Genomic DNA, 22597 nt, shown 5'->3' on the forward strand with positions numbered 1-22597 from the left:
TCGTTTCCGGCCCCCTGTTGGAGCGGGGTTTCATCTTCCGGCTTTCGCCTTTCGATGTCCCGACTTTATCAGACTCTTTCGTGTCCGATTACCGCCGGGGTTTTGCCTCTATGAATAGCGACACGAAAGGCCACTCAGAAAGTTATTTCTGAGAGATGCGATGCGATCGATAGTCTTTCGAAGCGGGCTAGATCCTAGCCGCTGGCCCCTGAACATGTCCAGTTCGTGGCAACTGCTCAAATCTACCTCCCCACGCCACCCGTGTCAACAGGCGTCTTGGGGCGAACAGGAGACTAGCAGGTCAGCCGCCCCGGTTGCACATCGCCGACGTGGGCCGTCCGGGTCATGCCGCCGTGGGCAGGACGTCACTGCGGTCGGCCTCTTCCAGGTCGCCCGTCTCGCCTGCGAGGGCGGCGCGCCGCCCGATGACGAAGACGTACACGAGGAAGAGCAGCTCCGCGGTGACACCGATGCCGATGCGGGCCCAGGTGGGGAGACCGGAGGGCGTGACGAAGGCTTCCAGGACGCCGGAGACGAAAAGGACGGCGGCCAGGCCGATGGCCATGCCGATGGCCGCCCTGCCTTCCTCGGCAAGGGCCGTGCGGCGGAGACGGGGGCCGGGGTCGATGACGGTCCAGCCGAGGTGGAGGCCGGTGCCGGCGGCGACGAAGACGGCGGTCAGTTCGAGGAGGCCGTGCGGGAGAAGCAGCCCGAGGAAGGTGTCGAGGCGACCCGCGGAGCCCATGAGGCCGAGTCCCAGGCCCAGGTTGAGCATGTTCTCGAACAGGACGTAGAGGACGGGGAGCCCGAGGAGGACGCCGAGGACCAGGCAGTAGCCGGCGGCCATTGCGTTGTTCGTCCAGACCTGGGCGGCGAAGGAGGTGGCGGGGTGACTGGAGTAGTAGGTCTCGTACTCGCCGCCGGGGCGGGTCAGGGCGCGCAGTTCGTCGGGGGCGGCGATGGCCGCCTGGACCTCGGGATGGGTGGCGATCCACCAGGCGATGAGTGCGGCGACCGCGGTGGAGACGAACGCGGTGGGAATCCACCAGTGGCGTGAGCGGTACACCGCGGCGGGGAAGGCGCGGGTGAAGAAGAGGGCCGCGTCACGCCAGCCGGGGGTGCGGGCGCCGGTGACGGCGCTGCGTGCGCGAGCCACCAGGGTGGTGAGGCGTCCGACGAGTGCGGGGTCGGGGGCGCTGGACTGGACGAGGGAGAGGTGGGTGGCGGCTCGTTGGTAGAGGGTGACCAGTTCGTCGGCCTCCTCGCCGGTGAGGCGCCGGTGCAGGTGGAGCAGGGCGTCGAGCCGTTCCCACTCGTGGTGGTGGGCGGCTGCGAAGACGTCGAGGTCCATGGACGCTGCTCCTGGCTGGCCGGGGAGCTCCCAGCTTGGCAGACGAGGCAGACTGGGCGCTGCGGGTCCGGGTGGGCGGGAGGAGGGTTCCCTCATGAGCGAGGCGAGCGCGGCGGGCGGTGCCGGACGGCTGGTGACGGGTGAGGCGGTCGAGCTGGGCTTGCACTCGGCGAAGTTGCCGAGCCGGGCGCTGGCGGCGGCGCTGGACGGGGTCGTGTACATCGGCGGTTATCTGGTCGTGTCGATCGTGCTGATCGTGGCGACGGCGTCGCTGGACGAGGCGGCGGTCCTGGCGGTGTACGTGACCTCGCTGGTGCTGGTGCTGATCGGGGTGCCGATCGCGGTGGAGACGCTGACCCGGGGGCGGTCGTTGGGAAAGCTGGCCTGCGGGTTGCGGGTGGTGCGGGACGACGGCGGGCCGATCCGGTTCCGGCACGCGCTGGTGCGCGGTGCGGTAGGGGTGGTCGAGATCCAGATGTTCCTCGGGGTGATCGCCTGCATCGCCTCGCTGGTGTCGGCGCGTGGTCGGCGGATCGGGGACGTGTTCGCGGGGACGCTGGTGGTGCGGGAGCGGATTCCGGTGCCGCGGTCGTCGCGGCCGCTGCCGCCCGCGCCGCCGTGGCTGGCGGAGCAGTTGACGGGTGTGGACCTGTCGGGGGTGCCGGAGGGGCTGTGGCTGGCGGTGCGGCAGTACCTGTCGCGGGTGCACCAGCTGGATCCGCAGGTGGGCTGGTCGATGGCGGAGCGGCTCGCGGGGGATGTCGTGGCGTGCACGGGGGCGCCGGTGCCGGAGGGGACTCCGCCGGCGGTGTTCCTCGCGGCGGTGGTGGCGGAGCGGCAGGTGCGGGAGGCGCGCCGGGTGTTCGGCGCGCCGGTGGACAACGGGGTGGAGCCGGGGGATTTGCGGGTCGTGGAGCAGGGGCAGGGCGGGGTGCCCGTGCCGTCGTCGGTGGGCTGGGTGGCGCCCGGCGCGGACGGCGGGGTGCTGGGGGACGCGGTGCCGCCGGTGCGTGGCGGGGAGGGGGCCTCGCGGGCGCCGGTGTCCGGGTCCTCGGCCTCGTCGCCTTCTGCCGAGTCCTCGTCGACGGGCTTCGTGCCGCCGGCCTGAGGGTCGCCGGTCCGCCGGGGGCGTCAGTCCGTCGCGGGAAACCGGGACGGGGGCGACTCGAGATCCTCGAGTTCGATGCCCGGGGCGGAGAGGACGACGTCGCCGGCGATGTGGACGGTGTGCTGTTCACCGGTCTCCAGGTCGTTGACCTGGTATTCGTCCACGAGCAGGGGGTCGTTGTCAGTGGGGTGTGCTTCGCTCTTGATCAGGGTCCACGACTGGTCGAGGGTGCGGGGTGCGAGCACGGGGGGCTGGAATGCGACGAGGCGTACGCGGGTGGCGGGGGAGCCGGGCCGCAGGCGGAGCAGCCGCGCGGTGGCGACGAAGAACGCGGGTGACGCGCCGGTGAAGGCGTGGGCGGGGACGTTGCCCTCCTGAGCGTGTTCGCCGGAGGGGTCGGTGCGGACCCAGGTGAGCCCGTCGAGGGCGGCGCCGCGGACCTGCCAGGCCGCGGCGTGCAGTTCGAGGCGGATGGGGCGGCCGAGTTCGTCGATGGTGAGGTCGACCGAGCCGGCGTGGCCGCCGTCGGGGTGGGTGTTCTGGGCGGTGTAGCGCCAGCCGGTGGGGCCGGTGGCGCAGTGGAAGTGTTCTTCGCCGAGGGGGGTGTGGTCGTGGGTGTCGTGGAACGAGTAGCGGCCGCGGGGCATGGTTCGACCTTACAAAGCGGGCGGCGGCCCGACGGGGCAGGCCCCCGCCGGGGGCGGGGGCCTGCGGGGTGGCTCCTGTGGTGCCTGCGGGGCCGGTGGCGCGCTGGGGCGCGGTCGGCCCGGGTGGCGTCAGTAGCGGTAGTGGTCCGGCTTGTAGGGGCCCTCGACCGGAACTCCGATGTAGGAGGCCTGCTCAGGGCGCAGGGTGGTGAGCTTGACACCGAGGGCGTCGAGGTGGAGCCGGGCGACCTTCTCGTCGAGGTGCTTGGGCAGGACGTAGACGCCGATCGGGTACTCCTCGGGCTTGGTGAACAGCTCGATCTGGGCCAGGGTCTGGTCCGAGAAGGAGTTGGACATCACGAACGAGGGGTGGCCGGTGGCGTTGCCCAGGTTGAGCAGGCGGCCCTCGGACAGCACGATCAGGACCTTGCCGTCGGGGAAGGTCCAGGTGTGGACCTGGGGCTTGACCTCGTCCTTGACGATGCCGGGGATCTTGGCGAGGCCGGCCATGTCGATCTCGTTGTCGAAGTGGCCGATGTTGCCGACGATCGCCTGGTGCTTCATGCGCTGCATGTGCTCGGCGAGGATGATGTCGCGGTTGCCGGTGGTGGTGACGAAGATGTCGGCGATCTCGACGACGTCCTCGAGCACGGTGACCTGGTAGCCGTCCATCGCGGCCTGGAGGGCGTTGATGGGGTCGATCTCGGTGACGATGACACGGGCGCCCTGGCCGCGCAGCGACTCGGCGCAGCCCTTGCCGACGTCGCCGTAGCCGCAGACGACGGCGACCTTGCCGCCGATGAGGACGTCGGTGGCGCGGTTGATGCCGTCGATGAGGGAGTGGCGGCAGCCGTACTTGTTGTCGAACTTCGACTTGGTGACGGCGTCGTTGACGTTGATCGCCGGGAAGAGCAGGGTGCCGTCGCGCTGCATCTCGTACAGGCGGTGGACGCCGGTGGTGGTCTCCTCGGTGACGCCGCGGATCTCGGAGGAGAGCTGGGTCCACTTCTGGGGGTTCTCGCCGAGGGTGCGGTTGAGGAGCAGCAGGATCTGCTCGTACTCCTCGCTGTCGGCGGTGGAGGGGTCGGGGGCCTGGCCGGCCTTCTCGAACTCGACGCCCTTGTGGACGAGGAGGGTGGCGTCGCCACCGTCGTCGAGGATCATGTTCGGGCCGCCGGTGGGCGAGTCGGGCCAGGTGAGGGCCTGCTCCGTGCACCACCAGTACTCGGCGAGGGTCTCGCCCTTCCAGGCGAAGACGGGGATGCCCTGCGGGTTCTCGGGAGTGCCCTCGGGGCCGACGGCGACGGCCGCGGCGGCGTGGTCCTGCGTGGAGAAGATGTTGCAGGATGCCCAGCGGACCTGGGCGCCGAGGGCGGCGAGGGTCTCGATGAGGACGGCGGTCTGCACGGTCATGTGCAGGGAGCCGGTGATGCGGGCGCCGGCCAGCGGCTGGGCGGCCGCGTACTCCTCGCGGATGGCCATCAGGCCGGGCATCTCGTGCTCGGCGAGGGTGATCTCCTTGCGGCCGAAGGTGGCCAGGGAGAGGTCGGCGACCTTGAAGTCGTTGGTGACGGGGGACATGCAGTCTCCTCGTGGGGTGCTTCCAGAACGGACATCGGCTTGACGCTGCGGGGCGGGGGACGGCATGCGGACATACGTCTCCCTCGACCGCAGCTCAGCCCGTCGGAGGCCCTCTCTCCCTCGGCCGGTCCGTCTCCGGACCGCCCGACCGCCATCAGCAGCGACGTCTGGCTAGGGACGAATCTACACCGAGTGGCCGGGCGCGTCCGGAAGGTGTGTGGAGGTCGTGTGAAGTGGGTCAGTCCGCCGCGGGGGCGGCCGGCTGCTCGCGGTAGATGTCCGGTTCGAGGTAGATGACGCGGGCGATGGGCTCGGCCTCGCGGATGCGGGCCTCGGCGGCATCGATGGCGCGGGCCACCTCGGTGGCGTCGTCGTCGTGCTGGACGGCGATCTTGGCGGCGACGAGGAGTTCGTCGGGGCCGAGGTGGAGGGTGCGCATGTGGATCAGGCGGGTGACGGTGTCGCCGTCGACGATGGCCTCGCGGATGCGGGCGACGACCTCGGGGCCGGCCGCCTCGCCGAGGAGCAGCGACTTGGTCTCGGAGGCGAGGACGAGGGCGATGACGACGAGGAGGGCGCCGATGCAGAGGGTGCCGATGCCGTCCCAGACGCCGTCGCCGGTGAGCAGGGACAGGCCGACGCCACCAAGGGCGAGCACGAGGCCGACGAGCGCGCCGAAGTCCTCGAGGAGGACGACGGGGAGCTCGGGGGCCTTGGCGGTGCGGACGAACTGGCGCCAGGTCTGCTTGCCGCGCAGCTCGTTGGATTCCTTTATGGCGGTGCGGAAGGAGAAGCCCTCGGCGATGATCGCGAAGACCAGGACGCCGATGGGCCAGTACCAGGCCTCGATCTCGTGGGGGTGCTGGACCTTCTCGTAGCCCTCGTAGAGGGCGAAGACACCGCCGATGGTGAACAGCACGATGGAGACGAGGAAGCCGTAGATGTACCGCTCACGGCCGTAGCCGAAGGGGTGTTCCTCAGTGGCCTTCTTCTGGGCCTTCTTGCCGCCCAGCAGGAGCAGCGCCTGGTTGCCGGAGTCGGCCACCGAGTGCACGCCTTCGGCGAGCATCGACGAGGAGCCGCTGAAGGCGAACGCCACGAACTTGCTCACCGCGATGGCGAGGTTGGCGCCCAATGCGGCGACGATCGCCTTGGTTCCGCCTGACGCGCTCATAGGTGCTGATGATCCCTTCCGTCGGCCCTGGTCTTTGCCCGGCCTTTAACTGCGTTACGGCGCGACATTCTTGCAGGCCGTGCTTCGCCTGGTGCGTCAGGCCACCACGGTGGCCCGGAAGACAGTTCCCTCACCGGTGAGTTCGACTTGTTCACCTGCGTGGACGTAGGCGGACTGGCCGCGGGTCAGGGTGAGTTCCGGGGCGGCCGGGTCGCCGGGCGTGCGCACGGTGGCGGTGCCTTCGGTGCAGAGCAGGATCTGGGCGGTGCGGTCGTCCGGGGTGCGGGGGGCGGCACCGGCGGCGAGCGAGTAGCGGGAGAGCCGGAACTCGTCGATGGGGGTGCCGTAGAGCTCCTCGCCGTCGGGCGACGCCTGGGGGCGCAGGACACCCGCGTCGGCCGCCTGGAAGCGGACGATGCGCAGCAGTTCGGGGATGTCGACGTGCTTGGGGGTGAGGCCGCAGCGCAGGACGTTGTCGGAGTTGGCCATGATCTCGACGCCGAGGCCGCTGAGGTAGGCGTGGGGTATGCCGGCACCGAGGAAGAGCGCCTCGCCGGGCTGGAGGCGGACGTGGTTGAGGAGCATGGCCGCGATGACGCCGGGGTCGCCGGGGTAGGCGTGGGCGATGGCGGCGTAGGCGGCGTACGCGTCGGCGTGCGGTCCGCCCTCGGTGGCGAGGCGGGCGGCGGCCTCGGCGGCGTCGTCCACGATGCCGGCCATGGCGTCGCGTTCGGCGCCGAGCACGGCGGTGAGGACCTCGCGGAGCGCGGCCTCCTCGGGGTGGGCGCGCAGAATGTCGGCGTACGGCTTGAGGGAGTCGACGCCGAGGCCGGAGAGGAGGGCCGCGGTCTCCTCGGGGTGGCGGAAGCCGCACAGTCCCTCGAAGGGGGTGAGCGCGACGATCATCTCCGGCTTGTGGTTGGCGTCCTTGTAGTTGCGGTGCGGGGCGTCGACGGGGATGCCGCGGGCCTCCTCGTCGGCGAAGCCGGCGGCGGCCTGGGCGAGGTCGGGGTGCACCTGCAGGGAGAGGGGGGAGCCGGCGGCGAGGAGCTTGAGCAGGAAGGGCAGCCGAGGGCCGAAGCGTTCGACGGCGGGGGCGCCGAGTTCGCCCCGGGGGTCGGCGGCGATCACCTGGTCGAGCGGGACCGGACCGTTGCCGCGGTCGATGCGGGAGGGGGCGCCGGGGTGGGCGCCCATCCACAGTTCGGCCTGCGGCTCGCCCGTGGGGGTGGTGCCGAGCAGTTCGGGGATGGCGGTGGTGGATCCCCAGGCGTACGGGCGGATGGTGTTGGTCAGGCGGTCCATGCGGTCATGATCTCCCGGTGGAGGTGATGGCGAGGTAAACCGAGGCGAAATCCGTGACGGCGAGGAGTTCGACGGCGGATTCCAGGTCGCCGCCCTCGGCGGGGGCGAGTTCGCTCAGCGGGGTGTCGTGGGTCGTGGCCAGCTCGCGGGCGAGCGGTGCGGAGCTCGCGGCGCCGTTGCCGGGCCGGTGCAGGAGCACGACGCGCAGGCGCAGGTCCTCGGGCTCGTCGACGCGGTCGCGGAAGAAGTCCTCGGGGTCGAGGGCGCCGGCCAGGGAGCCGGCGAGCAGCGCGCCGTGGGTGTCGAGCGCCTCGGGGAGTTCGCCGTGCAGGGCGGGCCGTCCGGCGCGGGCGGCGATGGCCGCGGCGAAGCGCCGGGCGGCGACGGCGGCGACCGGCCCGTCGCTCCACATCACCGGCAGGGCCTCGGCGAGTTCGGAGGCCAGTGCCTTGGCGGGGTTGCTGTAGGTGGCCGTGGCCGGGCCGCAGCGGGCGGCGACGTCGTCGAGGCGGTCGGCGACGCGCTCGATGGCGTCCGGCGGGGCGGCGAGCAGGCCGATGCGGTCGCCGAGGGCGAGCAGCGGGGTGAGCAGCGCCCAGAAGGCGCCGAGGTCCTCGGCGGGATCGGCGGCCTCGCCCAGGACGCCCGCGACGGAGGCCGGGTCGGGCGCGGGGGCGTAGGGCAGGACCATGCCCCGTACCTGCTGGATCGCCTCGGCGATGGGTGAGCCGGCGGGGACGACGGCGGCGGCGGTGCAGCCGCGGCGGTAGGCCTGTTCGATGAGGTCGGCCAGGCCCGCCTCGGTGCCGGCGGGGCTGGCGATGAGCAGCAGGTCCATGGGGCCGGCCCAGCCGGGGAGGGTCCACCGCAGGTCGTACGGGGCGGGCCCGGCGGGGTGCAGGGGCAGCACGGGCCCGCTGCCGTTGCCGAGGGCGGCCAGCAGTTCGGCGACGGCGGCGACGGCGACCGCGCCGGGGCCCGCGACGAGGACGCTGCGGGGGCGGCCGTCGGGTTTGAGTTCGCCGACGCCTGCCTCCTGGGCGAGGCGGGCGGCGGTGCGGACGCGGGCGCCGGCGGCCGCAACGCCGAGGAGGAGGCCGCGGGTGTCGGCGCGGGCGAGGGCGTCGGGGTCGTCGAGCAGCGTCTCGTCCAACATCGGGGAGTCCTCCGGTCCGGTCCGGTCGTGTCGGGTGTCGCGGGGCGCCGGGTCGCGTTTACGCGGGGCGGCGGGCCTCGTCGACGAGGAGGACGGGGATGTCGTCGCGCACGGGGTAGGCCAGGCCGCAGTCGGCCGAGGTGCAGGTGAGCTCGGTGGCCTCGACGTCCTCGCGCAGGGGCGCGTGGCAGGCGGGGCAGGCGAGGATCTCCAGGAGGCTGGCTTCGACGAGCGGCATGGGTGGCATCTCCCCTGTGGTCGGGTGGTCGTCGTGGTTTCCGGGCGTCCGCCGTGTGCGGGCGGGCGCGGCCGGACCGGCGGATTCAGCCTATCGCCGGGGGGCCGGGCCCGCGTGACCGTGTCGGGTGCCCGGGCCCCCGCCGGAGGAGGCGCTGCGGTGAGGTGCGGCGCTGCCTCCTGCGGTGCCTGCTCGGCGGCGCCTGCTCCGGCGGGGGACGCCGTCAGCCGCGGACGAGGGCGAGGACCTCGTCGCGGACGCCGGCCATGAGCTCGGTGTCGCGGGCCTCCACGTTGAGGCGCAGCAGCGGCTCGGTGTTGGAGGGGCGGAGGTTGAACCACCAGCCGTCACCGGTGACCGTGAGCCCGTCGAGCTCGTCGACGCCGGTGCCCGGGCGGTCGGCGAAGGCGGCGCGGACGGCTGCGGTCCGGCCGGCCTGGTCGTCGACGGCGGTGTTGATCTCACCGGAGGCGGCGTAGCGGTCGTACTCGGCGACGAGCGCGGACAGCGGGCCGTCCTGGCCGCCGAGGGCGGCGAGGACGTGCAGCGCGGCGAGCATGCCGGTGTCGGCGTTCCAGAAGTCGCGGAAGTAGTAGTGCGCGGAGTGCTCGCCGCCGAAGACGGCGCCGGTGCGGGCCATCTCCTGCTTGATGAAGGAGTGGCCGACGCGGGTGCGGACGGGCGTCCCGCCGTGCTCCTTGACGACCTCGGGCACGGTCCACGAGGTGATCAGGTTGTGGATGACGGTGGAGCCCGGGTGCTTGGCCAGTTCGCGGGCTGCGACCAGGGCGGTGATCGCGGACGGGGAGACGGGCTCGCCGCGCTCGTCGACGACGAAGCAGCGGTCGGCGTCGCCGTCGAAGGCGATGCCGATGTCGGCGCCGGTCTCGCGCACCTTCTCCTGCAGGTCGACGATGTTCTTGGGGTCGAGGGGGTTGGCCTCGTGGTTGGGGAAGGTGCCGTCGAGCTCGAAGTACATCGGGACGAGGTCGATGGGCAGCCCGTCGAAGACGGTGGGGACCGTGTGCCCGCCCATGCCGTTGCCGGCGTCGACGACGACCTTGAGGTGCCGGATGGAGCTCAGGTCGACCAGGGTGCGCAGGTGGGCGGCGTAGTCGGCGAGCATGTCCCGCCGGGTGACCTCGCCGGGGGTGGCGTCGCTCGCCGGCAGGCCGGTCTCGGACCACTGCTCGACGAGTTCGCGGATCTCGGCAAGGCCGGTGTCCTGGCCGACGGGGGCGGCGCCGGCGCGGCACATCTTGATGCCGTTGTACCGGGCCGGGTTGTGGCTGGCGGTGAACATCGCGCCGGGCAGGCCCAGCTTGCCGCTGGCGAAGTACAGCTGGTCGGTGGAGCAGAGGCCGATCTCGGTGACCTTCGCGCCGCGTGAGGCCGCGCCGCGGGCGAAGGCCCGGGACAGGCCGGGCGAGGAGGGCCGCATGTCGTGGCCCGTCACGATCGCGTCGGCGCCGGTCACGGTCACGAATGCCGCGCCGAAGAGTTCGGCGAGCGGCTCGCCCCATTGGTCGGGGACGACTCCGCGGACGTCGTACGCCTTCACGAGCTGGGAGAGGTCGGTCACCGCATGTGCTCCGCTCTGGAATCCGTTGCCGGTGGATGGATCGTGGCAAGAGCCAACCTACCGGGCGGATCCGAACGAGCCATGAGGAGCCCGGTCACGCGTGAGGGCGCGGGGCAGAGCGGGCCGGGGAGGGCCGGGACGGGAGGGCCGGAATGGGCCGGGGAGGGCCGGGGAGGGCCGGTCAGGAGTCCGGTGAGCGCAGGACGCGCAGATGCCCGCGCCGGGCGATCTCCATGGGGTCCGCGCCGCGGCCGTTGGTGCCGTTGCCCTCGCGTTCCTGGGGGCGGGCGGCCTCGCGCACGGCGTTGGCGAGCGCTTCGAGGTCGTCGCCGCTGGGGCGGGTGGGGCCGGTGTCCGTGGCAAGTCGTACGACCTCCCAGCCGCGGGGGGCGGTGAGGCGCTCGGAGTGCTCGGAGCACAGGTCGTAGCAGTGGGGTTCGGCGTAGGTGGCGAGCGGTCCGAGGACGGCGGTGGAGTCCGCGTAGACGTACGTCAGCGTCGCGACGGCGGGACGGCCACACGCGGTGCGCGAACAGCGACGTACAAGGCTCACGACGTTGGACGGTACCGCACTCTTGAGCGGGCCGCGACGACTCCCCAGGAGCTCACCCCGTCGTGTCGTCCGGGTTGGCCGGGAAGGTCCGACCTGCGCCCAACGCGCCTGACCTGCAAAGGGCCGGAAATGCATGGGCGCCCCTCAGAGGGCACCGATCACCAAACGCCGCAAATGCTGGCAATTACGATCGGCGAAGCGGTCAGGAGACGGGAATCGCACGGGCGCCAGGGGTGCGCGACCGTACATTCCGCGACATCACCGGGGATGTCCGGTCCTCGTCCCCCGTGGTGGTGGCAGCGGTCACGGAGCCGCATACCCGGGGCTTCCGAAGGCTACTCTCAGAGGTGATGGACACCCCTTCGCCCGCACCGCGCCAGCGCCGCCGCGACCGACACGGCCGCGGCATGCGCGGCCCCATCGCGCCCCCGCAGGTGCCGCTGGCGCGCTCCCGCGCCGACGCCTTCGACGACCTGGTGCGGGACGCCGCGGACCGGCTCGAGCGGCGCTGGCCGCAGCTGGCGGAGGTGGAGTTCGCGGTGCAGGAGGTGCCCTGGCCGGTGGACGGCGCCGACGGCGCCGCGCCCGACGGCCGGTTCGACGACGGGGTGCCGCTGGGGCGGCTCATCGGCGGGCACAAGGGCAACCCGCACCGCATCGTGGTGTACCGGCGGCCGGTGGAGATCCGGGCCAAGAGCCGCGAGGAGCGGGCCCTGCTGGTGCACGACGTGGTCGTGGAGCAGGTGGCGGAGCTGCTGGGGCTGTCGCCGGAGAACGTCGACCCCCGGTACGGGGAGGGTTAGCCCTCCCCGTACCTGCGCGGGCCCGCGGGCAGTGGGCCGCGGGCAGTGGGCCGCGGGCCGTCAGCGGTTCAGGATGGACAGGTCCTCTTCCGACTTCGGGACCGCGACCAGGCCGCGGTCGTCCGGCATCGCCTGGATGGTGAACATGGGCACGCCCCCCTCCGGCAGGGCGAGCATCCGGGAGGCGTAGACGGGGCCGCCCGAGGCGGGTTCGACCGTGACGGCGAAGGCGCCCTTGCCCTCCGAGGGGGCGGGCGGCGACAGGACGACCGTCGTGCCGCGCTTGACCGGGACGTTCTTGGTGACGGGTTCGCCGCCCTTCGTCGAGGCGGAGGTGACCACGCGCACCGTGGCGTCGCCCTCCGGCGCGGTGAGGGCGAGCGTCGAGCCCTTGGTGCGGTTGTCGGCGGCGCTGGCGCGGTCGCCGACGGGGGCGGCGGCGGGCAGGAACGCGGTCTCCTGGTTGGCTCCCTTGCCTCGGGTGATCCGCAGGGCGGCGACCACCGGGGCCTGGTCGGAGGGGTCGGTCGGGGTGAGGATCAGTGAGCCGGCCTCGCCCTTGGTGACGTCGCCGAGGTCGACGGCGGTGGTCATACCGCTCTTGACGTGGACGGTCTCGTGCCCGGCGGGGGTGATCTCACCGCCCGAGGAGGCGAGCCGCAGCTTGAGGTCGGCGTCGCTGTCGCCGGTCGCGTAGACCACCAGGCGCACGTCGGAGGCGTCGCCGGGAATGCCGGGCATGACGGCCTCCGCGGCGGGGTCGGTGGAGGCGGGCAGCCAGTCGCCGCCGGCCTTGGCGTCCTCGGCCTCCACGGTGGCGCCGGCCCGGCCGCTGCGGGCGCTGACGTGCAGGGTGAGGGCGTCGGACTTCTCCGTGGTGAGCGTGGAGAGCAGGACCGGGACGGTGGCGCCCGGCGGCACCGTGATGCCGTCGGTGGTGGTGGTCTTGACCTCGCCCTTGTCGCCGTACAGCTCGAGGTCGATGACGGCGGAGGTGTCATCGGGGTTGGTCAGGTGGACGTAGTCCTGCCGGTCGGCGCCGGTGCTGACGCCGGGGAACCAGAACTCGCTGTCCGGCACTGCGCAGGAGACGCCGAGGAGCGCCCGGGCCGGGCCCGCGTCGACCACCGTGGTCTGCTGCACGGTCCAGCCGGGGGCGAGCGCCCCGTCGGCGGTGCCGATGAGGGCGGGGGCGTCGGCGACCTCGGTGACCGCGGTGACCGGTTTGCCGGCCTCCTTCAGCGGCGCGACCGGCTTGCGCTTGGCGGCGGCCTTGCCGTCCTGGCCGGCGGCGGGCAGCAGGGCGGCGGTGCCGCCCGAGCCGGCGGAGTCGCCCTTGGGCGTGAAGGCGGTGTACGTGGTCGAGGCGAAGTCCGAGTCCGACGGCGCCGGGCAGGCCAGCGTGGACCGCTCGACGGGCAGCCGCGCCGCGCTCACGGCGGGCGCCGCGTCCGGGGTGCCCGCGCCGGTGACGGTGGCGACGCCGGCCACCGCGGCCAGGGCTGCGGTGACGCCGATCAGGGAGAGGGTGCTGCGGTTCACTGCTGGTTGCTCCCGTCGCGGCGGTAGCCGTCCGTGTCGTACGCGTCCGTGTCATAGGTGCCGTAGGGGGTGTACGAGGCGTCGTAGGCCTGCGGCTGCTGCGGCTGCTGCTCGTAACCCTGCCGGTCGTAGCCGGGCTGCTGGGGCTGCTGTCCGTAGCCGTACGGGTCGTAGACCGGCTCCTGCGGCTGGGCGGGCTGCTCGTGGCCGTAGGTGCTGGTGTACTCCGCGGCCCACTGCTCCTGGCCGTACGGGTCGCCCTCCTGGGGCGCGGCGTACGGGTCGTACTCGGCGTACTGCGCGTACTCGGCCTGCTCCTGGTGCGCGGGCTCGGCGGCCTCGGGCTCGGCGAGGGCGTCGTCCGCCTCCCCCTCGGCCTCGGCGGCGGCCCGCAGCCGGCGGGCGCGGCGGCCGTCGCCGCCCTGCGCCGGGATGCCGGCGGCCGCGGCCGCGGACACGGGCACGGGTTCCGCGTCGGGCAGGTCGTCGTCGACCTCGCGGCGCCGGCCCGGCAGGGCCATCACGACGAGCACCAGGCCGAGGAAGCCCTGGGCCCACAGCCACACGGTGTGCGTGAACGGGTCGTCGTAGACGAGGTCGAGCCGGCCGCCGCTGCTGGGCAGCCGGAAGCCCTGGGCCCAGCCATCGACGGTGGTGGCGGGGAGCTCCTTGCCGTCGAGGGTGGCGGTCCAGCCGGGAGCGGCGCGGTCGGCGATGCGCAGCACGCGGCCGTCGGGGCCCGCCGGGACGGTGGTGTGGGCCTCGACCTTGCCGGAGGCGACGGTCACGGGGCCGGCGGAGCCGTCGGCGTCCTCGCCGGAGCCGCTGTCCTGGCCGGAGCCGGTGCCGGTACCGCTGCCGGAGGGCTCGACGATCGTGATGCGCGCGACGTCGTCGTCCACCCGCCACAGTGCGCTGCCGTCGGCCTGGCTGAGCCGGGACAGGCCCGGGGTGCTGTCGAGGGTGCGGCTGACCTCGCGCGGGGCCCCGCGCTGGACCAGGACGTAGCGCACGGCGTAGCCGCCGAGCTGGCTGGCCTGGTCGGCGCCGGAGCCGGCCACGAGGTTGCCGACGATCTTGGCGAGCCGGGCGTCGCCGCCTTCCGCGGCGGCGATCTCGAAGTCGCCGAGGCGGGCGCCGGCGCCGCGGACGAGGGCGTACGAGACGTGGGCGGGCGTGCCCGACAGGACGAGGGTGCGGGCCTGGTCGCGGGTGGTGCTCTCCTCGGCGACGAAAGCGGGCACCTGGGTCGGGTCGCGGCGCTCCAGCGGTCCGTCGGCGCCGCCGGCCATCCAGCCGACGGCGGCGGACAGGGGGGCGAGCACGGCGGCCAGGGCGACGAGCGCGGCGACGGGCTGGCGCCAGCCGAAGCCGGAGGCGGCGAGTCGTTCCTGGGCGCCCTCGGCGCCCACCGCGGCGGCGGCGATCAGCGCGAGGCCGTAGACGAGGGTGGCGGGACCGGCCCAGGCGCTGGTGTTGGCGAGGACCGCGAAGACCAGGCCGGTCAGGGCGCCCACCCAGGCGGTGACGATGGCCGAGCGGCGCTCGCCGCGCACCAGGGCGGCCAGCGCGGCCAGGACGATGCCCGCGAGCAGGAGGCCGCCGGTGGCGCCGGGGCCGCCGGGGTTGATCAGGAGGAGGTCGGTGGCGGTGCCGGACTCGGCGCCGAACGGCAGGCCGGCCTCCTCCAGGAAGCGCTTGGGGTGCGTGAGCAGCCCGACCGACCAGGGCGCGAGCACCACCATGGGGGCGCCGAGGACGGCCACGGCCCGCATGGCCAGCGGGACGACGAGCCGGCCCTGCCCGCGCACGATGCGCGTGGCGATGGCGACACCGACGAGCACCAGCGTGACGAGCCAGGTGATGGGGGTGAACGCGGTGGCGATCGTCAGCAGCAGCGCGACGGCCCAGGCGGCGCGCCAGCCCGGCCGCAGACCGCGCTCGACGGCGTCGCCCGACAACCGCAGTCCCGCGGCGGAGACGGCGGCGCGGGCCAAGAGCGGCAGCAGGATGGCCAGCACGGCGGTGCCGAGCCGGCCGCCGGCGAGGGCGCCGGTGGCGGCGGGCAGGAAGGCGTACGCGACGGCGCCCCAGGCGCGCAGCAGCCGGGAGTCGACCAGCGGCCGCGACACGAAGTAGGCGCTCAGGCCCGCGAGCGGCACCGAGGCGACGAGGAGCACGGTCAGGGCGAGGCCGGTGCTGCCGAGCAGGACGCTCGACAGGGTGGCCACGATCGCGAGGTAGGGCGGCGCGGTCGCGGTGCTGCCGGCGCCGAGGGCGTGCCAGCCGCCGAGGTAGGAGCCCCACAGGTCGGAGGCATCGGCGGGGGCGGGCAGCAACGCGCCGCCGGCCAGGGCGCCGCCGCCGAGGAGGGCACGGCAGGCGATCAGGGAGAAGAGCAGCAGGACGGCGAAGAGCATTGGGGCGGGCTGCCGCGCGACGCGCTTGAGCAGCGCGAACTGCTCGACGTCCATGTATTCGCCGTCGTCGTCGCCACCGCTGGGCCCGGACTCCAGCCCGCCGCCGTGGCGTCCGGCGGAGGAAGCGTCGGCGGCCGCGCGGCCCGACACGTTGCTGACGACCTGCTCGACGGTGGCCCGCACGGTCGCGCCGGGCGGCGGGAAGAGCGGCCGCAGTTCGGAGGGCGGCACGGCGGCCCGGGAGCGCCGGTGGCGGGCGCTGAGGAGGCGGCCGGGGCGCAGCAGGACCGAGAGCAGACCGGTGATCTCGTCGACGGCCTGTCCGGGGACCTTGCCGACGAGGTAGGCGAGGGTGCGTAGCACGGTGCCGAGCACGATGCGCGCGAAGACGTACGGGAGGAGGGCGCCGCGGGTGTTGGCCAGCAGCGTGTAGACGGCCCCCGCCTTGTCGACGCGGTGCGGGTTGACGGCGGAGCGGCCGGCGCAGTCGACGGGCCGGCGCTCGCGGGAGGCCGCCTCGGCGTGCCGCAGGACGGCGTCGGGGGCGACGAGCACGGTGTGACCGGCGGACTGGGCGCGCCAGCAGAAGTCGACGTCGTCGCGCATGAGGGGCAGCCGGCGGTCGAATCCGCCGAGGTCCTCCCACACGTCGCGGCGCACCAGCATGCCCGCGCTGGAGACCGAGAGCACCTGGCGGACCTGGTCGTGCTGGCCCTGGTCCTGCTCGCGGCGCTCCAGGCCGGTCCAGCGGCGGCCGCTGCGGGCGATGGAGACGCCGACCTCCAGCAGCTGGCGCCGGTCGTACCAGCTGCGCAGCTTGGGGCCGATGATCGCGGCGGACGGCGAGGCGTCGGCCACCTTCAGCAGGTTGAGCAGGGCGTCCGGGGCGGGCTCGCAGTCGTCGTGCAGGAGCCACAGCCACTGCACGGGTTCGCCGTGCGGCTGCTCGGGCTGGTCGTAGACGTCGTCGTTCCAGCTGCGGGAGACCGGGTCCCAGCTGCTGCGGCGGGCCAGGTAGGGCAGTTGCTCCGCGGTGAGGGGCTCGGCGGCGCGTACGCACTCGTCGACGGCGGCGCCGAAGCCGTTGCGCCGGGCGAGGTGCAGGACGCGGTGGTCGCCGAGGCTCTCAGCGAGCAGGCGGGCGGAGTCGTCGGCGCTGCCGGTGTCGGCGGCGATCACGTCCTGGACGGGGCGGTCCTGGGAGACCAGACCCGAGAGCGCGTTGGGCAGCCAGCGGGCACCGTCGTGGGCGACGAGCACGGCGGTGACGACGTGGCGCGGGAACTCCGGTGCCTGGGCGGCGTATTGAGTCCCGGCAGAACTGTTCACGGACATCGAGGTTCGGGCCCCGGTTCGCTGGACTTCGGACGACGCCTTGGGCGTCTCGGACGGGCCCCCACACTAACGGTTGCGGGAGCCGGCCCTTCCGGGTCCGGGGCACAAATACCGACGAAGCCTGCCGTGACGGACGCGAACCGGGCGGATGCCTGGCGGGTGCCTGACGGTCTCCTGGCGGCCGCCGGTGCGGATGCCGGGGACGGGCCTAGACGACGCCCTTCTTCAGGCGCCGGCGCTCGCGTTCGGACAGGCCGCCCCAGATGCCGAAGCGCTCGTCGTTGGCGAGGGCGTAGTCGAGGCAGTCGGAGCGGACCTCGCAGGCGAGGCAGACCTTCTTGGCCTCGCGGGTGGAGCCGCCCTTCTCGGGGAAGAAGGACTCGGGATCGGTCTGCGCGCACAGCGCGCGCTCCTGCCACCCGAGCTCTTCGTCGGCCTCTTCGGCCAGCAACAGCTGGAACAGCTCGGTCATGCGCGCCCCTCGTCTGTTTTCGCGTCCCCGTGATGTTGCCGTTACCTGCGACGGTCGAACGACACGAGTGAAATTACAAGTGTGCCGATACGGGCCAGTCAAGCCGAGATCTGCTATTGGGCCCGTTATTCACCCTGCGGAACCAAGGCTTGACAGAAAGTACTCAAATCAGCCCAAACGTCCGCAAACGTCAACCGCGCTCGACGCCCCTGGGGGTGGCGATCACGATGCGATCACGAAAACACAACGACGTTTCACGAGGAGACGTTCCTGCGTACCCGTGTGGTTGCGTCGGCACATTTCCTGGGTGTTCTGCGCACAAACCTTTCACCATGCTGAATAGCCGGATCAGGTGAAAGATTTGCGACAAACCCGACATGAAGTTGACAGGCTCACCGAGGACCCGGTGTGCTAGAGCGCATGCCAGTGACCCGCGCGCCTGTCCGGAACCGCCGCCTCGGCGAGTTCCGTCGTGCCGTGGAAGCTCACTGTCGCTGTTCCAGCTGTTGCCGCTGAAGGACTCCTCCCAGCCCGCACAGCCTCATGCGCATGCCTGACGCTCCTCACTTCCGTAGGAACTCCCGCACCCATGAACAGCGACGTCTCGATCGCCGGCGATCCTCTCGCCATCCCTCACCTCCTTCCGCCCGCTCCCGCCTACCCCGTGACCGTCGCGGAATTCGCCGGACTCGCCCGCAAGATCGCGGCCGACCGCGCCCGTTGGGCGCAGCGGGTCCGCTACGACGCCACCACGCGCTGGTACGACCGCCTGGAGACCGGACCGGGCTACGAGGTCTGGCTGCTCAGCTGGGTGCCCGGCCAGGGCAGCGGGCTGCACGACCACGGCCGCTCCTCGGGCGTGCTGACCGTCCTGGAGGGCGAACTCACCGAACGCGCCCTCGGCGGCAACGGCGAGACCCGTCGTTCACTCCTGCCGGGCCACCAGCGCGCCTTCGCGCCCGGCTACGTCCACGAGGTGGTCAACGACTGTCTGGAGGGCGCGGTCAGCCTGCACGTCTACTTCCCGGGCCTGACGGAGATGACCCCCTACGCCTGCACCTCCGGGAGGCCGGCGGCCGAGGGGACGTTCGCCGGCTGACGCGGCGGGCTGACAGACTGTCCGCATGCGAATCGTGGTACTGGCCGGCGGCATCGGGGGAGCCCGTTTCCTGCGCGGCCTGAAGGCGGCGGCGCCGGAGGCGGACATCACCGTCATCGGCAACACCGGCGACGACATCCACCTGTTCGGCCTCAAGGTCTGCCCCGACCTCGACACCGTCATGTACACCCTGGGCGGCGGGATCCACGAGGAGCAGGGCTGGGGCCGCGCCGACGAGACCTTCACGGTCAAGGAGGAGCTGACCGCCTACGGCGTCGGGCCCGAGTGGTTCGGCCTCGGCGACCGCGACTTCGCGACCCACATCGTGCGCACCCAGATGATCGGCGCGGGCTATCCGCTCAGCGCGGTCACCGAGGCGCTGTGCGCCCGCTGGAAGCCGGGCGTGCGGCTGATCCCGATGACCGACGACCGGATCGAGACCCATGTCGTCATCGACGACCCGGACGCGGGCCCCGGCGGCGGGCGCAAGGCGGTCCACTTCCAGGAGTACTGGGTGCGGCTGCGGGCCTCCGTCCCGGCGTACGCGGTGCTGCCGGTCGGCGCGGAGGGTGCCAAGCCCGCGCCCGGCGTGCTGGAGGCGATCGGCGAGGCGGACGTCATCCTCTTCCCGCCGTCGAACCCCGTGGTGTCGGTCGGCACGATCCTCGCCGTCCCCGGCATCCGCGAGGCCATCGCCGAGGCGGGCGTGCCGGTGGTGGGCCTCTCCCCCATCGTCGGCGACGCCCCGGTACGGGGCATGGCCGACAAGGTGCTGGCGGCGGTCGGCGTGGAGTCCACGGCGGCGGCGGTCGCCGCGCACTACGGCTCCGGGCTGCTGGACGGCTGGCTGGTCGACACCGTCGACGCGGGAACGGTGGCGGAGGTCGAGGCCGCGGGCATCCGCTGCCGGGCCGTACCGCTGATGATGACGGACCTGGACGCGACGGCGGCGATGGCCCGTGAGGCGCTGAAGCTGGCCGGGGAGGTGCGGGCGTGACCGCCTCCTACCGCGTGTGGGCCGTCACCGGCATGCCCGAGGTCGAGCCCGGCACGGACCTGGCCAAGCTCGTCGCGGCGAGCACGGCGGAACTGGCGGACGGCGACGTCCTCGTCGTCACCTCGAAGATCGTCAGCAAGGCGGAGGGTCGCGTCGTGCGCGCCGACGACCGCGAGGCCGCGATCGACGCCGAGACGGTGCGGCTCGTCGCGCGGCGCGGGCGGACCCGGATCGTGGAGACCCGGCACGGCTTCGTCATGGCCGCGGCCGGCGTGGACGCCTCCAACACGGCGCCCGGCACGATTCTGCTGCTGCCCGAGGACCCGGACGCCTCCGCCCGCGCCATCCGGGCGGGGCTGCGGGACACGCTCGGCGTCAACGTCGGCGTGGTCGTCACCGACACCTTCGGGCGGCCCTGGCGCGAGGGCCTGACCGACGTCGCGATCGGCGTGGCCGGGCTGCGCGTGCTGGACGACCTGCGGGGCGCGGCGGACTCCCACGGCAACGAACTGGCCGTCACGGTCACGGCCTTGGCGGACGAGCTCGCCGCGGCCGGGGATCTGGTCAAGGGCAAGTCCACCGGGTCGCCCGTCGCCGTCGTCCGGGGTCTGGACCGCCTGGTGCTGCCCGCGGAGGAGGACGGCGCCGGCGGCCGCGCCCTCGTCCGGTCCGCCGCCGACGACATGTTCCGGCTGGGCACTTCGGAGGCCGTCCGCGAGGCCGTCTCCCTGCGGCGCACCATCCGCGACTTCACCGACGAGCCCGTCGACGGGGCGGCCGTACGGCGCGCCGTGGACCTCGCGGTCACCGCGCCGGCGCCGCACCACACGACGCCGTGGCGCTTCGTGCTGCTGGAGTCGGAGCGGGCGCGGGTCCGGCTGCTGGACGCCATGCGCGACGCCTGGGTCGAGGACCTGCGCCGCGACGGGCGCAGCGAGGAGTCCATCGCCAAGCGGGTGCGGCGCGGAGATGTGCTGCGCCGGGCGCCGTACCTGGTGGTGCCCTGTCTGGTCGCGGACGGGGCGCACGACTACCCGGACGCCCGGCGCTCGGCGGCCGAGCGCGAGATGTTCGTGGTCGCGATGGGCGCGGCCGTGGAGAACTTCCTCGTCGCCCTGGCCGGCGAGCAGTTGGGCTCGGCATGGGTGTCGTCGACGATGTTCTGCCGCGACGTGGTGCGCGAGGTCCTGGACCTGCCGGAGGACTGGGACCCGATGGGTGCCGTCGCCATCGGCCGGCCCGCCGCGCCGCCGAAGGAGCGGCCGGGGCGGAGCGCGGAGGCCTTCATCGAGGTGCGCTGAGGGCGGGCGCGGACCGGTTCGGGGGCGGGAATGGGGCGGCCCCCCGCCCGTGTGCCGTGATCTCATGTGCCCATGGCCGGTATGAGCATCACCGTGTGTCTGCCGGGGGCGGCAGCCGACCGGGTGGACGAGGCGATCGCCGACGCGATGGCACCGTTCGAGATCGACGGCACACGGGAAGGGGAGCTGGGCATCTGGACGCCTGGTACCTCACCGGTGGCCAGGCGAATGGCGGCGGGTTCAACGTCCTGCCCGGCCATGAGCGGGATCCGAGACTGATCCGGTCGCGCCGGTGGGACAGGAAGTCCGAAAGGCTTCCCAACGACTTCGGCTGGTGCGCGGGCGGGCCCCGTGAGCTCCTCGACTTCTCCGCGTCGCACGAGGAGGCACGCCGCCTGGCGGAGGCGGCCTGGCGGCGATGGCACGAACTGGCGGCCGAACTGCCGCCGGCCGACCCGTGGAAGGTCTACCGCGACCGCGCGGAAGCCGAGTCCGGGTGGTACGACGCCGTGCCCAGCCGCTCGTGCGGGCCTTCGACGCCTGCCTGCGGACGTTGCCGACCCAGCGCTATTGGTACTGGTTCCTCCAGGAGTTGGACCCGGTCGAGGATGTAGGACGCACCGAGCGGGAGACGTTCGTCGAGCAACAGGTCGCATACGCGCTGCGCAGGCGCAACGTGCTCACGCTGGGCGGCTGGTGGTACGAGGACGGCGGACCGGGGATCCACGGGGAGTGCCACGGCCCCGCGGCCTGCCCGCACGAGCCCGAGCTGCCCGCGGAGCAGAAGCGCGTCGACGGTTACCTGCTGGACCTTGCCGGGGACACGCTGCTGGTCAACGTGAAGTGCCACGTGTGACGCGGCGGACGCAGCGCGAGACCCACGCGCGTCTCGCGGCCACCGTCACAGGGGCACGATGTTGCCCGGCGCCATGCGGGGGGCGCGGCGTGGGGGGCGGCGGCCGGTGAGCAGGATGAGGCGGGCGGCGCGGTGGCGCTGGCCGGCGTAGGGCTCGAGGAGTTCGAGCATGGTGGCGTCGTCGGAGCGGTGGGCGCCGGTGAGGGCGTAGCCGACGGTGTGCGGCAGGTGGAGGTCGCCGACCGTGATCGCGTCGGGGTCGCCGTTGCTGCGCTGCAGGGTCTCTGCGGCGGTCCAGGGGCCGATACCGGGGACGGCCTGGAGGCGGGCGAGGGCGTCGGCGGGGGCGAGGCCGGTGGCCTGTTCCATGCGGGCGGCGGCGCGGGCGGCCCGGACCGCGGCGGCGGAGCGCTTGCCGTCGACGTTGGCGCGGTGCCACTCCCAGGAGGGGATCATGGCCCAGCCGCGGGCGTCGGGCATGACCCGCATGCGCAGTTCCTCACCGGGGCCGGGGGCGGGCTCGCCGAAACGCCACAGCAGCAGCCGCCAGGAGCGGTACGCCTCGTCGGACGTGACCTTCTGCTCGAGGACCGCCGGGATGAGGGACTCCAGCACCAGGCCGGTACGGGTCAGCCGCAGGCCGGGGTTGCGGCGGTGGGCCTCATGGACGACGCGGTGCCGGGCGGTGAAGGCGCCGGGGTCGTCGGCGTCGCCGAGCAGGCCGGGGAGGCGGTCCAGCAGCCAGTCCGCGCCGGGGCCCCATGCCTCGGCCTCGACCTCCCCGCCGGAGGGGCGGGCGATGCGCAGGGTGCCGGGGCCCTCGGGGGTCCGCGAGGCGCGGTAGACGGCGCGGTCGGCGCCGACGCGGAACGCCGGGTCGCCGGGGCCGCGGCGCAGGGGGCCGAGCGTGAGGCCGAGGTCCAGGGGCCCGCGCGGGGTCCAGCGGCGGGTGCGGCCGGGTGTGCGGGGACCTGGGACGCGGCCGGCCGCGCCGCGCAGGAGTCGGGTCTGCTCGGGGTGCACCCCCCGAGCCTACGGCGTGGGCCGTCGGGCTTTCGGCTTTCGGGGTTTCCGGGC

Annotated in this window: 20 protein-coding genes; 7 read left to right on the forward strand and 13 right to left on the reverse strand. The window is 73.3% G+C overall.

From position 1 onward, the window contains the following. Nucleotides 1-343 precede the first annotated feature (343 nt). Nucleotides 344-1351, reverse strand: coding sequence for a stage II sporulation protein M (locus tag ACRWNP_RS32230; protein ID WP_431967685.1), 1008 nt, complete (start codon nt 1349-1351; stop codon nt 344-346). Between the two features lie 94 nt (nt 1352-1445). On the opposite strand from ACRWNP_RS32230, the gene ACRWNP_RS32235 reads away from it, so the two are divergent. Further along, nucleotides 1446-2459 carry an RDD family protein gene (locus ACRWNP_RS32235; protein WP_431967687.1) on the forward strand — a complete coding sequence of 338 codons (1014 nt, stop codon included), beginning with the start codon at nt 1446-1448 and terminating at the stop codon, nt 2457-2459. Nucleotides 2460-2482: 23 nt separating this feature from the next. On the opposite strand, the gene ACRWNP_RS32240 is transcribed toward ACRWNP_RS32235, so the two are convergent. The 8 genes from ACRWNP_RS32240 to ACRWNP_RS32275 all read right to left on the reverse strand — a co-directional run bounded on the left by ACRWNP_RS32240 (nt 2483) and on the right by ACRWNP_RS32275 (nt 10743). Next, nucleotides 2483-3106: a hypothetical protein gene (locus tag ACRWNP_RS32240; protein WP_431967689.1), complete on the reverse strand. Its 624-nt coding sequence runs from the start codon at nt 3104-3106 to the stop codon at nt 2483-2485. A gap of 129 nt (nt 3107-3235) precedes the next feature. Further along, entirely contained in the window at nt 3236-4687 is a 1452-nt protein-coding gene (gene ahcY, locus ACRWNP_RS32245) for an adenosylhomocysteinase (RefSeq protein ID WP_431967691.1), read from the reverse strand. Nucleotides 4688-4925: 238 nt separating this feature from the next. Next, entirely contained in the window at nt 4926-5861 is a 936-nt protein-coding gene (locus ACRWNP_RS32250; RefSeq protein WP_431967693.1) for a cation diffusion facilitator family transporter, read from the reverse strand. A gap of 96 nt (nt 5862-5957) precedes the next feature. Next, nucleotides 5958-7166: a mannose-6-phosphate isomerase, class I gene (manA, locus tag ACRWNP_RS32255; protein WP_431967695.1), complete on the reverse strand. Its 1209-nt coding sequence runs from the start codon at nt 7164-7166 to the stop codon at nt 5958-5960. Between the two features lie 4 nt (nt 7167-7170). Then, the gene (locus tag ACRWNP_RS32260) at nt 7171-8322 is read right to left on the reverse strand and encodes an SIS domain-containing protein (protein ID WP_431967697.1); all 1152 of its coding nucleotides are present in this window, start codon (nt 8320-8322) and stop codon (nt 7171-7173) included. Nucleotides 8323-8380: 58 nt separating this feature from the next. Beyond that, nucleotides 8381-8560 carry a Trm112 family protein gene (locus tag ACRWNP_RS32265; protein ID WP_431967699.1) on the reverse strand — a complete coding sequence of 60 codons (180 nt, stop codon included), beginning with the start codon at nt 8558-8560 and terminating at the stop codon, nt 8381-8383. A gap of 223 nt (nt 8561-8783) precedes the next feature. After that, a complete protein-coding gene (locus ACRWNP_RS32270; protein ID WP_431967701.1) occupies nt 8784-10142 on the reverse strand; it encodes a phosphomannomutase/phosphoglucomutase in 1359 nt (452 codons plus the stop codon). Nucleotides 10143-10323: 181 nt separating this feature from the next. After that, nucleotides 10324-10743 carry a DUF3499 domain-containing protein gene (locus tag ACRWNP_RS32275; protein ID WP_431967744.1) on the reverse strand — a complete coding sequence of 140 codons (420 nt, stop codon included), beginning with the start codon at nt 10741-10743 and terminating at the stop codon, nt 10324-10326. A gap of 302 nt (nt 10744-11045) precedes the next feature. Between ACRWNP_RS32275 and ACRWNP_RS32280 the strand changes: the two genes are divergently transcribed. Next, on the forward strand, nt 11046-11498 hold the full coding sequence (locus ACRWNP_RS32280) for a metallopeptidase family protein (protein WP_431967703.1): 453 nt from the start codon (nt 11046-11048) through the stop codon (nt 11496-11498). Between the two features lie 60 nt (nt 11499-11558). On the opposite strand, the gene ACRWNP_RS32285 is transcribed toward ACRWNP_RS32280, so the two are convergent. The 3 genes from ACRWNP_RS32285 to ACRWNP_RS32295 form a co-directional block, all read right to left on the reverse strand. Further along, the gene (locus tag ACRWNP_RS32285) at nt 11559-13040 is read right to left on the reverse strand and encodes a DUF5719 family protein (RefSeq protein ID WP_431967706.1); all 1482 of its coding nucleotides are present in this window, start codon (nt 13038-13040) and stop codon (nt 11559-11561) included. Next, nucleotides 13037-16795, reverse strand: coding sequence for a glycosyltransferase (locus tag ACRWNP_RS32290; RefSeq protein WP_431967708.1), 3759 nt, complete (start codon nt 16793-16795; stop codon nt 13037-13039). Before ACRWNP_RS32290 ends, ACRWNP_RS32285 begins: the two co-directional genes overlap by 4 nt. A 208-nt stretch (nt 16796-17003) precedes the next feature. Beyond that, a complete protein-coding gene (locus ACRWNP_RS32295) occupies nt 17004-17267 on the reverse strand; it encodes a WhiB family transcriptional regulator (protein WP_018559705.1) in 264 nt (87 codons plus the stop codon). A 589-nt stretch (nt 17268-17856) separates the two neighbouring features. Here ACRWNP_RS32295 and ACRWNP_RS32300 point away from each other — a divergent pair. The 5 genes from ACRWNP_RS32300 (at nt 17857) to ACRWNP_RS32320 (ending at nt 21520) form a co-directional block, all read left to right on the forward strand. After that, entirely contained in the window at nt 17857-18366 is a 510-nt protein-coding gene (locus ACRWNP_RS32300; RefSeq protein WP_431967710.1) for a cysteine dioxygenase, read from the forward strand. A 25-nt stretch (nt 18367-18391) separates the two neighbouring features. Next, nucleotides 18392-19363 carry a 2-phospho-L-lactate transferase gene (gene cofD / locus ACRWNP_RS32305; protein WP_431967712.1) on the forward strand — a complete coding sequence of 324 codons (972 nt, stop codon included), beginning with the start codon at nt 18392-18394 and terminating at the stop codon, nt 19361-19363. A gap of 32 nt (nt 19364-19395) precedes the next feature. Beyond that, nucleotides 19396-20664: a coenzyme F420-0:L-glutamate ligase gene (locus ACRWNP_RS32310; RefSeq protein WP_431967746.1), complete on the forward strand. Its 1269-nt coding sequence runs from the start codon at nt 19396-19398 to the stop codon at nt 20662-20664. A gap of 81 nt (nt 20665-20745) precedes the next feature. After that, nucleotides 20746-20943: a hypothetical protein gene (locus ACRWNP_RS32315; RefSeq protein WP_431967714.1), complete on the forward strand. Its 198-nt coding sequence runs from the start codon at nt 20746-20748 to the stop codon at nt 20941-20943. Nucleotides 20944-21160: 217 nt separating this feature from the next. Then, a complete protein-coding gene (locus tag ACRWNP_RS32320; RefSeq protein ID WP_431967716.1) occupies nt 21161-21520 on the forward strand; it encodes a hypothetical protein in 360 nt (119 codons plus the stop codon). Between the two features lie 45 nt (nt 21521-21565). Here the strand turns inward: ACRWNP_RS32320 and ACRWNP_RS32325 are convergent, their stop codons facing one another. Continuing rightward, a complete protein-coding gene (locus ACRWNP_RS32325; protein ID WP_431967748.1) occupies nt 21566-22519 on the reverse strand; it encodes a DNA-3-methyladenine glycosylase family protein in 954 nt (317 codons plus the stop codon). Nucleotides 22520-22597 lie beyond the last annotated feature (78 nt).

The organism is Actinacidiphila sp. bgisy160 (genome assembly GCF_965342435.1).
Lineage (GTDB): Bacteria > Actinomycetota > Actinomycetes > Streptomycetales > Streptomycetaceae > Actinacidiphila.